At 69.8% G+C, this 11,655-nt stretch carries 13 protein-coding genes; 7 read left to right on the top strand and 6 right to left on the bottom strand.

Annotation, left to right across the window (positions count from 1 at the left end; translation table 11 throughout):
• Positions 1 to 16: 16 nt before the first annotated feature.
• From ACFW0G_RS18950 to ACFW0G_RS18935, 4 genes are all read right to left on the bottom strand, one after another.
• Positions 17 to 673 (bottom strand): TetR/AcrR family transcriptional regulator, encoded by a 657-nt coding sequence (locus ACFW0G_RS18950; protein WP_378326617.1) that lies wholly within the window; start codon positions 671 to 673, stop codon positions 17 to 19.
• Entirely contained in the window at positions 670 to 1,149 is a 480-nt protein-coding gene (locus ACFW0G_RS18945; protein WP_378326616.1) for a hypothetical protein, read from the bottom strand. The genes ACFW0G_RS18950 and ACFW0G_RS18945 overlap by 4 nt, the downstream gene beginning before the upstream one ends.
• A 45-nt stretch (positions 1,150 to 1,194) precedes the next feature.
• On the bottom strand, positions 1,195 to 1,839 hold the full coding sequence (locus tag ACFW0G_RS18940; RefSeq protein ID WP_378326615.1) for a hypothetical protein: 645 nt from the start codon (positions 1,837 to 1,839) through the stop codon (positions 1,195 to 1,197).
• Between the two features lie 72 nt (positions 1,840 to 1,911).
• Entirely contained in the window at positions 1,912 to 3,528 is a 1,617-nt protein-coding gene (locus ACFW0G_RS18935) for a dynamin family protein (RefSeq protein WP_378326614.1), read from the bottom strand.
• Positions 3,529 to 3,643: 115 nt separating this feature from the next.
• On the opposite strand from ACFW0G_RS18935, the gene ACFW0G_RS18930 reads away from it, so the two are divergent.
• Both ACFW0G_RS18930 and ACFW0G_RS18925 read left to right on the top strand, forming a co-directional pair.
• Positions 3,644 to 4,840, top strand: a complete 1,197-nt coding sequence (locus ACFW0G_RS18930; RefSeq protein ID WP_378326644.1) for a sensor histidine kinase — start codon at positions 3,644 to 3,646, stop codon at positions 4,838 to 4,840.
• A complete protein-coding gene (locus ACFW0G_RS18925; RefSeq protein ID WP_378326613.1) occupies positions 4,837 to 5,493 on the top strand; it encodes a response regulator in 657 nt (218 codons plus the stop codon). The genes ACFW0G_RS18930 and ACFW0G_RS18925 overlap by 4 nt, the downstream gene beginning before the upstream one ends.
• A 99-nt stretch (positions 5,494 to 5,592) precedes the next feature.
• On the opposite strand, the gene ACFW0G_RS18920 is transcribed toward ACFW0G_RS18925, so the two are convergent.
• Positions 5,593 to 6,492 carry an SDR family oxidoreductase gene (locus ACFW0G_RS18920; RefSeq protein ID WP_378326643.1) on the bottom strand — a complete coding sequence of 300 codons (900 nt, stop codon included), beginning with the start codon at positions 6,490 to 6,492 and terminating at the stop codon, positions 5,593 to 5,595.
• A 5-nt stretch (positions 6,493 to 6,497) separates the two neighbouring features.
• A complete protein-coding gene (locus ACFW0G_RS18915; RefSeq protein WP_378326612.1) occupies positions 6,498 to 7,085 on the bottom strand; it encodes a TetR/AcrR family transcriptional regulator in 588 nt (195 codons plus the stop codon).
• 273 nt (positions 7,086 to 7,358) lie between these two features.
• Here ACFW0G_RS18915 and ACFW0G_RS18910 point away from each other — a divergent pair, with 273 nt between their 5' ends.
• From ACFW0G_RS18910 to ACFW0G_RS18890, 5 genes are all read left to right on the top strand, one after another.
• Positions 7,359 to 8,300, top strand: coding sequence for an ABC transporter ATP-binding protein (locus tag ACFW0G_RS18910; RefSeq protein WP_378326611.1), 942 nt, complete (start codon positions 7,359 to 7,361; stop codon positions 8,298 to 8,300).
• 22 nt (positions 8,301 to 8,322) lie between these two features.
• Positions 8,323 to 9,072, top strand: coding sequence for an ABC transporter permease (locus ACFW0G_RS18905; protein WP_378326610.1), 750 nt, complete (start codon positions 8,323 to 8,325; stop codon positions 9,070 to 9,072).
• Between the two features lie 174 nt (positions 9,073 to 9,246).
• Positions 9,247 to 10,164, top strand: a complete 918-nt coding sequence (locus ACFW0G_RS18900; protein WP_378326609.1) for an ABC transporter ATP-binding protein — start codon at positions 9,247 to 9,249, stop codon at positions 10,162 to 10,164.
• Positions 10,161 to 10,904: a hypothetical protein gene (locus tag ACFW0G_RS18895; RefSeq protein ID WP_378326608.1), complete on the top strand. Its 744-nt coding sequence runs from the start codon at positions 10,161 to 10,163 to the stop codon at positions 10,902 to 10,904. Before ACFW0G_RS18900 ends, ACFW0G_RS18895 begins: the two co-directional genes overlap by 4 nt.
• Before the next feature lie 222 nt (positions 10,905 to 11,126).
• Entirely contained in the window at positions 11,127 to 11,645 is a 519-nt protein-coding gene (locus ACFW0G_RS18890; RefSeq protein WP_378326642.1) for a hypothetical protein, read from the top strand.
• The last annotated feature ends 10 nt before the right edge of the window (positions 11,646 to 11,655 follow it).

Below are 11,655 nucleotides of genomic sequence, written 5' to 3'. Positions count from 1 at the left end.
CCCGTCCGGAACCCCGTCACTCCGGGGAGATTCCACCAGTCTGGGGCATCTGTGCGCCACCGGGGGCCGAAACCGCGGAATCCGGGCGCAGGAACCGCGTCAAGATCACCTTGAGCATGGCCCGCTCGGCGGCGACGTCGAGTTCGGGATCCATGTTCGCCCGGCTGATCAGCGCGTCGATGAGCGCGGTGATCCAGTTCGCGGCGGACAGCGGCGGGATCGACGCGTCGATCAGCCCCGCGTCGGCGGCACGCTGGACGAGCACCTGGAGCCCGTCGCGCGTCGCGGCTTCGTTGCGCCGGATCAGCGCGGCGAACTCCTCGTCCCGCGCGGCCTGCGCGGCGACTTCGAGCACGAGCCGGACCAGGATCGGCTCGGCGACGTCGGCGGAGAGACGGTCGACGACGGCGAACAACGCCGCGAGCGGGTCCTGCGCCTTCGCGGCCTCGGCGAGGAATCCGGCGGTCCGCTCCCCGTCCTCGGCGAAGATCGCGACGAAGACCGCGCGTTTGGTGGGGAAGTAGTGGAAGAGGCTGCCCGAGGAGATCCCGGTGGCGCGGCAGATGTCCGCGGTCGTCGTCTTCTCGAAGCCCTTTTCGGCGAAGCACCCGACGGCCGCGTCGAGAATCGCCTGGCGCTTGGCCGCGTGTTTGGCCGGGTCGACCTTTCTCATCGCTCCGCCGGTGGCTCGTCCAGCCAGGGGAAACCCTGTCCGGTAAAGCCCTTCGCCAGGTCGGTTTCGGAGAGGTCGGTCTTCTCGCGCACCAGTTCCTTGCCTTCGACACCGAGCAGCACGAGTTCCTTGTCGTCCTTGAACACCGCGGTCACCTCGGCCTCGATGCGCCGCTTCTTCTTGCCCCGCTGGAGCCGGACGCTGCCCGGTGCGACGGTCACGATCAGCCGCTGGTCCGCCCAGACCGCGGCGAACAGCCAGCCCGCGACCAGGCCGAGGACGAGCAGGCCGACCAGCGCCCACGGTTTCGGGATCTGCGCGATCAGCTGGAACGGCTTCTGCCACGGGAACCAGGCGAGCGAAACCACCCAGCTCGCGATGGCGTAGAGCCCCGCCCCGATGGCAGCGCCTGCCAGCGGGCACGCGAACCACGAACCGCGCCGGACCCAGCCCGGCTCGTCGATGACCGTCTCCATACCGGACATTATTAGACCGGCTGCTCGGTTTATCAAACTCGGGGGTCAGACCAGCTCGTCGATCACCTCGCGCAGCGCGGCCTCCAGCCGCGGCCCGTCCTCGGCGAATCGCGACGACACCAGGACCTGGTCCTCGGCCGCCCGCAGCCACACCGGCCCGGCCACGGAGATCTCGATGACCGCGAGCCGGAACGGGTACGCGCGCCTGCCGAGGCGGACCTCGGCCTCCCGGACCAGCTGGCCGAGGCGTTCACCGGCGACGATCTGGCGGCGGTAGAACCCGGGTGCCCACGGGTCGCCCTGCCGCTCGCCGGCGCCGCGGAACGCCGGCCCGCGCGAGGAGGCGAAATGCCGCGACGCCGGCGCGGCGAAGTACTCCATCGCGTGCCGCATCGCCGCCCCTTCGCCCAGCCCGCCGCGCCGGTAGCGGCCGCGCGGGTTGCGGGGATCGGGATCGTCGCGGACGCGGAGGAACCCGAGCAGTTCGTTCCACCAACCGCACCAATCGCGCTGGATCGCGGCCCGGTCGAGCCCCGGTGGGATGTGCACCGGGACGTCCGGCTCGACCGGTGGCAGCACCGGCCCGTCTTCCACGGACAGCGCGAGGGCGTCACGCACGTATAGCGCGACGTCGACCTCGGATTCGCTGCCCCAGCCGACCCGCCAGGACGTCGTGTTTTCTAGGCGCACAGAATCCAATGTACGCCGGGAAACCACCGGTTCCGGCCGCGTTCGCGCTGGTACGCAACCAGGAATAACCCCTCAGCCCTGCGGTTCGCGAATCTGTTGCCAGATCAGGAAGTACGCCCGGTGCACGACGTGGGCGACGCGGCTTTGCGCCGGTGTCGCGCCGAAGGACGCGAACGAACGCCACCAGCCCGCGCGTTCAAGCGCGTGCGCGGTGAGTTCGGCGCGGCCCGCGCCCGGCATGCCGAGCTGCGCGCCGATGTCGGCGTTGCTGCCGACCCGCAGGACCTCCTCGGTCAGGTCCTCCGGCATGTCGACCGCGCCGGACGCGACCAGCGTCAACGCCTCCAGCAACCGCAGCTGGTGCGCCTCGGGCTTGGCGAGCAGGACCTCGATCGCGTCGTGGACGCGCTGGCGTTCCGCGGGATCGCCGGAAGCGTGCGCGAGCGCGGTGACCGAGGCGAGCGCGGCCGCCGCCTTGATCCCGTCGGCACGGGCGGCGAACACGATCGACAGCCGCTGCCGGACGGCTTCGAGCCCGGAGGCGTCGAGCAGCACGCGCCGCAGCGCGCCCGCGGTGATGCCCGGCTCCGCGCGGATCGCCTCGACCGCGCGCCGGACGCCGAACAGGTCGAGCTTTTCCAGCAACCGCAAGCGGGTCCCGGCCGGGACGTCGCATTCCCAGCTGGTGAAGATGTCCGCCGAGATCAGCATCGTCTCGAGGATGTCTTCGTCGAGTTCGGCGAGCTGCCGCAGCGCCTCGGCGTCGGCCGAGGTGAAACCGCCGGACTCGGCCGATTCCGCGATCAGGCCGATGACCGGGAGGACATCGGCGACGCGCGGTTTCAGCGTGCTCGCCTGCTTTTCGGCGAGCATCGTGGCGGCCTTCCACACGTCGCCGCCCGCGCCCTCGACCGACTCGGGCGCGATCGTGTCGGCCTTGTTGAGCACCGCGATCGCGTTCACCGGGCCCGCCTCGCGGCTCGCGGTGGCCGCGGTGAACGCGGCGAGGGCCTGCTGGTCGTCGGCACGGACGCCCTGGGTGACGACGTACAGCACCGCCTCGGCGCCCGCGACGGCGCTGCGCGAGGTGTCGTCGAGCTCGTTCGAGCCGTCTTCCGCTTCGTCGTCGTCCTTGCGGTGTTTGGCCGCGCCCAGCAGCTGTTCGGTGCGGGACACCGACGCGGCGTCGAGCGAACCGAGGCCGGGGGTGTCGATCACCGTCATGCCCTGCAGGACGGCGTTGGTCAGGTAGGCCTCGATGTGCGAGACCTGGTCGATGTCGACGCCGAGTTCGGCGGGGATCATGCCGTCCGCGGCGAAGGGCAGCACCTGCTTGCGGCCGTCGGTGAAGACGATCTCGACGCGGTCGACCGTGCCGTACTGGAACCGGGTCACCAGCCGGGTGCACTCGCCGATGTCCGTCGGTGCGACGCGGCGGCCGATCAGCGCGTTGACCAACGTCGACTTGCCGGACTTGATCCGGCCGGCGACCGCGACCTGCAACGGGCCGCCGAGCCTGCGCAGCACTTCGGCGAACCCGGCCGCGGTGCGTGGCGAGACCTGCGACTGGAGCCGGTGGCAGAGGTTCGCCACGGACATCGACAGCGGGCCCGCGAGACGCCCCTGCTCCGCCGCTGACGTCACGAAGTCCTCCCCTCCCGAAAAGTCGCGCGCACCGAATCGTGCCATGTCCGTCATCCTCGGGTCGCACCGAAGGTGCTACCGCCGACCGACGCGCCGGGACCCGGCGGGGACCTACTGTGTCCAGGTGCGACGGTTCAGCCTCTGGTTGCGTGCTCACCCCATGGTGGGCGATTCCGTGCTGGCCGGAATCGTCGGCTTCATCGACCTCCTGATCCTCGTGGTCGGCGAGCTCGACGGCGAGTCCCTCGGCATGCCGCCGTGGTACGTCGCGCTCCCGATCGACCTCGCGATCATCCTGGCGCTGGTCTACCGCCGGAAATCGCCGCTGTGGTCGGCGTACGTGCTGCTGGTGATGGGCACCATCCACAGCACACTGATGCTCGGGGTCTCCGGGGTGGCCGGGCTGGCGATCAGCATCTACTCGGTGGTCGTCTACGTCGGCCGCCGCCAGGGCCTGCTCTACGTCCTCGTCCTGACCGTGGCGAGCGCGATCCAGCTGGTGGCCGAACGGTCGCCGGATATGGTGGCCCAGGCCGTGATCGCCGTGTTCGGTGTCGCGCTGTGCTGGGTGCTCGGCGAGTTCGTCGGCGCCCGCCGCGCCTACGACGACGAGGTGCAGGCGCGCCTGCACCTGCTGGAGACCGAACGCGATCAGGCCACCCGGATCGCGGTCGCCGAGGAACGCGGCCGGATCGCCCGCGAACTGCACGACGTCGTCGCGCACGCGGTGAGCGTGATGGTGGTGCAGGCCGATGGGGCGTCGTACGCGCTGAAGTCGGATCCGGAGCTGGCGGAACGCGCGTTGCGGACGATCTCGGAGACCGGCCGGGGCGCGCTGGGCGAACTGCGGCGGCTGCTCGACGTGCTGCGCAACGACGAGGGTGACGGTGAGCCGCGGGTCCCGCAGCCGGACGCGCACGCGCTGGCCGACCTCGCCGAGCGGATGCGGGAGGCCGGGGTGGCGGTGACCCTCGACGTCGAAGAGGATCTGGGCGATCTGCCCGCCGGGGTGTCGCTCGGCGTGTACCGGATCGTGCAGGAGTCGCTGACCAACACGCTCAAGCACGCGGGTGCCGGGGCGAGCGCCGACGTGCGGGTGCACCGCGTCGGCGAGTCGGTCGAGGTGCTGGTCCGCGACGACGGCGCGGGACGAGCGGAAGAACTGGTCTCGGCGACGGCGGCGACCACGTCGTCACAGCGGACCGTGAAGGCCCCGATCCGGCTCAAGGTGCCGGGCGGGAACGGACTGATCGGGATGAGGGAGCGCACGAACGTGTACGGCGGAACGCTGGAGGTCGGCCCCGCCGACGGTGGCTGGCAGGTGCGGGCGGCGCTGCCGGTGAGGTTGACGTCGTGATCCGGGTGATGCTGGTCGACGACCAGGAGCTGATGCGTGTCGGCTTCCGGATGGTGCTGGGCGCGCAGGAGGACATCGACGTCGTCGGCGAGGCCGGGGACGGCGCGCAGGCCGTGCGGCTCGCCGAACAGCTGCGCCCGGACGTCGTGCTGATGGACGTGCGCATGCCGATTCTGGACGGCGTCGAGGCGACCAAGCGGATCGTCGCGGCCGGCACGGCGCGGGTCCTCGTGATGACGACGTTCGATCTGGACGAGTACGTCTACGCGGCGCTGCAGGGCGGGGCGAGCGGGTTCCTTCTCAAGGACACCCAGCCCGATCACCTGATCTCGGCACTGCGGTCGGTGGCGAGCGGCGACGCGGTGGTGTCCCCGTCGGTGACGCGGCGGCTGCTGGACCGGTTCGTCGGCGCGGGCGGGAGCCCGATGCGCGACGCGACCGAGCTGGATGTGCTGACCGAGCGGGAACGCGAGGTGCTCGTGCTGATCGCGAAGGGCATGTCGAACCTGGAGATCGCCGAGTCGCTGTTCCTGTCCGAGGCGACGGTGAAGACCCACGTGGGCCGGATCCTGGCGAAGCTGGAACTGCGAGACCGCGTACAGGCGGTGGTCCTGGCCTACGAGACAGGACTGGCGAGACCCGGCGTCAGCTGACCTGCCGGGGACGTGCCCCTTGGTCAGGCACGTACCCGGGTCCGGTCCGTGGGTCCCGAGAGAATCAGAGTCCCTCGGGGCCCACGGACTCTCAGCGTCTCAGCGGAACGCGGCCGGATCGGCCGTCGCGGGGTCGAGGCCCGCCTTGTGGACCTCGGTCATCCAGCGGCCGAAATCGGGCCGCGAGCCGTCGGCGTCGGTGATCCCGTACTCGTGCATCAGGGTCCACGAGGCCAGTGTCCGGCCGGCGAAGCGTGCGACGTCGGGATCGGTGGCCAGCGCCGCGACGCCCCGCGCCACGTAGGCCGGCGTCTCCGAGATCGCGAAGTCGACCGGCGCGGTCTTGCCCACCGCGTCCCGCCAAGTCTCCTCGCTGACGCCGAACAGGTCGAGCATCGCCTCCGAACGCAGAAAGCCGGGGCTGACCGCCAGCCCGGTGCAGCCGTGCTCGGCCAGCTCCGCGCCCAACGCACGGCCGAGCGCGCGGATACCGCATTTCGCGAGGTAGTACGGGATTCCGGCGCCGACGTAGTCGTCGTTGTCGCCGTCGGTGACCTCCAGGACGAGCCCACCGGGGCGCCGCACCACGAGCGGCAGCAGGCGATGCAGGGCGATGAGGTGGGTCTCGACCGCGTTGCGCACCAGCGTCAGCGCATCGTCCAAAGAGGACTCCCAGTACGGCGACTCGAAGTCCGCGAACGGGTCGCCGCCCCAGACGTCGTCGACCAGGATGTCGATCCCGTCCGTGATCCGCTCGCGCAGCGTGTCCACATCGGACACCGAAGTGAAGTCACAGCGCACCGCGACGCCCTTGCCACCCGCCGCGTCCACCAGCTCAGCGGTGTCCTCGATGGTTTCGGCGCGTTTCATCGGCGACGCCGTCGTCCGCGTCGTGCGTCCGGTGACGTACACCGTCGCGCCGAGGCGGCCCAGCTCCACCGCGATGGCCCGGCCGCAGCCGCGCGTCGCGCCCGTGACCACGGCGACCTTGCCCGCCAGTGTTTTCACTGCCCCTCCTTTCCCCGCCACGCGGACAGCACCGCGTCGACGTCTTCCTCCAGCCGCCGGGCGAGTTCGCCTTCCGGACGGATCGACCAGTCGAGAGCCGTCCCGTTGACCACCGCGAGCACCGTGCGGGCCGCGCGCCGCGACGCGGGCGCGTGCGGCAGGTGCGGGGCCGCGGCCTCAACCAAAAGGCGTAGTTCGTCCTCCACCGCGGCGTAGTGCTCGCCGAGCAACGCACGCAGCGCGGGATCGCCGATGTCGACGCCGAGCTGGCCGAGGTGGTTTGCCGCCGTCTCGGCGTCCCCGAGCCCTGCGTACGTCTGCACCAGCGCGGCACGCAATCCCGCGACGCCGCCGTCCGCCGCCTCGGCGTACTCGCGCATCCGGGTGACCGTCTCCCGGGTCGAATGTCGGCTCAACGCCTGCAAGAGGCCGGTTTTCGAGCCGTAACGCTGGCTGAAGATGCCGACCGCGACCCCGGCCTCGGCGGCCACCTGGGCGAGCGTGAAGCCGGGACCGACGCGTCCGATGACGGTCGCCGTCGCGGCCAGAAGCCGTTCGTCGGTGATGCTCCGCGGTCTCGCCATGCCATTATTGAATCACAGTTCATTAACCGGTGCGCAAGAACCCCGGGGATCGAGTTCAGGGTTGACTCAGGGTCATCACCGATCGCGCCAGTGCCCGAGAGCGAGCAAGGTACTACTCAGGTCGGGTGACAGGTTCGATCCTCAGGATGACGCGCCGAGAGCCCACGATCAGTCACGATGGGTCCCGTCAAACAGCTGAGGGTGAAGCGGCGAGACCTCGTCACGCTGCACCACGCACGTCACGACGCACCAGCCGCTTCAGAGGGAGCAGACATGATCGAGGCAACGAGCCTCACCAAACGCTACGGCGCAACGCTGGCGGTGAACAACCTTTCGTTCAGCGTGGCGGCGGGCAAGGTGACCGGGTTCCTCGGCCCGAACGGGGCGGGCAAGTCGACCACCATGCGGATGATCCTCGGCCTGGACAACCCGACCTCGGGCCAGGTCCTGATCGGCGGCAAGCGGTACCACGAGCTCAAGGAGCCGCTGCGCACCGTCGGCGCACTGCTCGACGCGAAGTGGGTGCACCCCAACCGGTCGGCGCGGGCGCACCTGAGCTGGATGGCGAAGTCGAACCGCATCCCGGCCTCGCGCGTGGACGAGGTACTCGACATCGTCGGGCTGACCAGCGTCGCGGGCAAGCGGGCAGGCGGGTTCTCGCTCGGCATGTCGCAGCGGCTGGGGATCGCCGCGGCACTGCTCGGCGACCCGGAGGTGCTGCTGTTCGACGAGCCGGTGAACGGCCTCGACCCCGAGGGCATCCTGTGGATCCGGCAGTTCATGCACCGGCTGGCCGACGAGGGCCGCACCGTGTTCGTGTCCTCGCACCTGCTGTCGGAGATGGCGCTGACCGCGAGCCAGCTGGTGGTGATCGGCAAGGGCCAGCTGATCTCCCAGTCGTCCACAGAGGACTTCGTGGCGCGGGCCGCGGAGAACACCGTCAAGGTCCGCTCGCCGCAGCTGGACCGCCTGCGTGACGTGCTGCTCAAGGCCAGCGCGCAGGTGACCGCCGAGAACGGCGCGATCCTGGTGTCCGGAATGGACAGTGACAAGATCGGCGAGATCGCCGCGGCCAACCAGCTCGTCCTGCACGAGCTGAGCCCGCAGACCGGCTCGCTGGAGCAGGCGTTCATGCAGATCACCGGCGACGCCGTGGAGTACCACACCGGTCTCGACGCCGAGGCACAGCACGTACTCGACCCGGCCGCCCACTGACTTTCCCGAGGAAACGAAGATCATGACTCTGCTCGCGGTAGAACGCATCAAGCTCTTCACCACTCGCTCGCCGTGGTGGTGCGCCCTCATCACGCTCGGACTCGTCGTCGGCCTCGCCGGGATGTTCGCCGCCGCGGCGCCCGACGGCATCTCGATGGACGTGCAGACCACCCAGATCGGCTACCAGTTCGGAGCCGCCGTGATCATGGTGCTCGCGGCGCTCTCGGTGACCACCGAGTACCGCTTCGGCACCATCCGGACGACCTTCCAGGCGGTGCCGCACCGCGGCTCGGCGCTGGTGGCCAAGACGGCCGTCGTCGCACTGCTCTCGCTCGTCATCGGCGAGATCGCCGGGTTCGGCGCCTGGGGAATCGCGAAGCTGATCCGCCCGCAGGACAACCTCGCGCTGAGCACCACCGCCGACTGGATCAACGTCGCGGGCGTCGGCGTGCTGTTCGCCTTCGCCTCGGTGATCGCGGTCGCGGTCGGCATCCTGATCCGGCACAGTGCCGGCGCCATCGCCCTGCTGCTGATCTACAGCCTGGCCGCGGAGAACCTGATCCAGCTCATCCCGAAGGCCGGACCGAAGATCCACCAGTGGATGCCGTTCAACGTCGCGGACAAGTTCCTCCGCGGCGGCGGGAACCTCGAACAGGGCAGGCCGCTTTCGGACGCCCCGCTGAGCCCGGGCTGGGCGCTGGCCTACTTCGCCGGATTCTCGATCGTGCTGCTGGCCATCGCGATCGGCGTCGCCAAGAAGCGCGACGCGTAACTAAAAGACCCACCACAGGGAAAGATCCGGACGGAATACGGCGGGGGCCGCACCGGCTGGACAAGGGGAAAATAGGGGAAGAGTAGATCCGGGTCACCAATCGGGGGGTGACCCGGATCTCTCCATTTCGGCGTAAAGTCACCTCCGTCCAAAACAGGAGGGGGGAGGGCTTCGGTGATCGAAGCGAGAGGGCTGACCAAGGCCTACGGCGCCACGGTGGCGGTGAACGAGCTGACGTTCACCGCGCGGGCGGGGCGCGTCACCGGCTTTCTCGGGCCGAACGGCGCCGGGAAGTCGACGACAATGCGGATGGTGCTCGGCCTCGACGCCCCGGACGCGGGGGACGTCCTCATCGACGGCGAGCCGTACCGACAGCTGAGCGATCCACTGAGGACGGTTGGCGCGATGCTGGACGCGACGTGGCGGCACCCCGGCCGCTCGGCGCGGGCGCACCTCCGCTGGCTCGCGGCGACGAACGGGATCCCGGACCGGCGGGTCGACGAGGTGCTCGCGCTGGTCGGGCTCGACAGCGTGGCGAAGAAGCGGGCCGGGCAGTTCTCCCTCGGCATGCTCCAGCGGCTCGGCATCGCCACGGCACTGCTCGGCGATCCCCGGGTGCTGCTCTTCGACGAGCCGGTGAACGGGCTGGACCCCGAAGGCATCGTCTGGATCCGCCAGTTGATGCACGCGCTGGCCGCCGAAGGGCGGACGGTGTTCGTCTCCAGTCATTTATTGCCGGAAATGGCGCAGACCGCGCAAGATCTTGTCGTGATCGGCCGGGGCAGGCTGATCTACCAGGGCACGATGGAGGACTTCGTCGCGCGCACGAGCGAGCACGGCGTCCGCGTCCGGACACCGCACGCCGAGGCCCTGCGCATCGCGCTGAGCGAACGCGGCACCGCGTTCACCGAGCACGACGGTGCGCTCGTGGTGTCCGGAATGGACAGTGACGCGCTCGGCGAGCTGGCGTTCACCGCTGGCGCGACGCTGCACGAGCTGAGCCCGATCACCGGCTCGCTCGAACGCGCGTACATGGAACTGACCCGGGAAGCGACCGAATTCACGATGCACGGGCAGGAGGCCGCGCGATGAACGTGTTGCGTGCCGAGCGGATCAAGCTCTTCAGCACTCGCGCGCCGTGGTGGTGCACCGCGCTCGCGATCGTCGCGCCCCTGGTGTTCACCGCGATCTTCATGGGACTCGCCGGGCCGGAGTTCCAGATCAACGTGGGCAACACGCAGGCCGCGTCGGCGCAGGGCCGGACGGTGGTGCTGGTGCTCGCGGTACTGGCGGCGACAACGGAGATCAACTGGGGCACGCTGCGGCTGACGTTCCAGGCGGTGCCCTCGCGCGTGCCCGCGCTCCTGGCGAAGGTGACCGTGGTCGGCGCGCTGTGCACGTGCATCGGCCTGGTCGTCGGCTTCGGCTCGTGGGCGATTTCCCTGGTGCTGCAACCGAGTGCGGATCTCGCGCTGCACACCGGCGCGGACTGGCGTTCGGTGCTCGGGCAGTGCGTGACCTTCCTGCTGACCGGAGTTCTCGGCGTCGGCGTCGGATTGTTGTTGCGCAGCACCGCTCTCGCGCTGACCTTGGTGCTCGTCTGGACGCAGGTGCTCGAGGGCCTGGTGATGCTGATTCCCCGGGTGGGCAAGGACATCTACCAGTGGATGCCGTTCTACGCGGCCGACCAGTTCGCCGGCGGAAACCTGCTGCGGACGACGTTGCGGCTCTCGCCACCGATGGGGCCGTGGGGATATCTGGGCTATTTCGCGGCGATCAGCGTCGTCGTGTTCGCCGCGGGTGTCGCGGTGACCCAGCGCCGGGACGCCTGAACCCGACCACCGGGAGTGACGGGCGATGGTATACCGCAGGCAAAGGAGTTAAGACCATATTAAGAGCCTGTGGCTTCCCTCACAGGAAGCGGACATAATGCCGTGACCAGGAAATATTCGTAGAGAACGAACCGGAACCCGTCTCAGCTCCCGTGGAGGTGATCCTTGGCGGTGGACACCGGTCAGGATGTAGGCAGCACGATTCCCCGCGCCCGCACGGAAATGGCGGCGCCACGGCTGGAACCGATGCTCGATCTCGAGTGGTCGCAAGCCATCGAGCTCCCGCGGACGGCGGCGTCCGCGACGGGCCCCGGTGAGCTTCGGCGCGCGTGGGTGCATCGTGCCCCCGAAGATCGAGTGGTGACGTTGTTCCGCAAGGCGGGTGGCATGCACGGCCCGGTGCCCGCGCCATGGTGGTTACGCGCGGTCGCGGACGGGAAACTGGAATCGCGGGAACTCGGTTTCCGCATCGAAGATCGAATAGCGCAGTTGCTCGGCAGGCGACCGGGCTGGGAATTCGTACCCTGGGCGGCCGACGGCGAATCCGGGTATTGGGAATTCATGCCGTCCGAGCGCGGCAAGTCCGGGCACGCCATACCCACCACGGTGCTCAACACCGATCGCCACCCCGGCTGGATCGACGTCCTGCCCGCACACAGCGGCACCACGCCCGAGCCCATCGCGGTCGCCGGGCTGGCCGGTCTGCGCGCCCGGCTCGGGGAGTTCGAAGCCGTCCGCTAGCGCGCCGTAG

Source organism: Amycolatopsis sp. NPDC058986, from assembly GCF_042741125.1.
In the GTDB taxonomy this organism is placed as follows: Bacteria; Actinomycetota; Actinomycetes; order Mycobacteriales; family Pseudonocardiaceae; genus Amycolatopsis.
The sequence above is the reverse complement of the archived record's forward strand: the minus strand, read 5'-3'. Positions and strand labels throughout refer to the sequence as shown.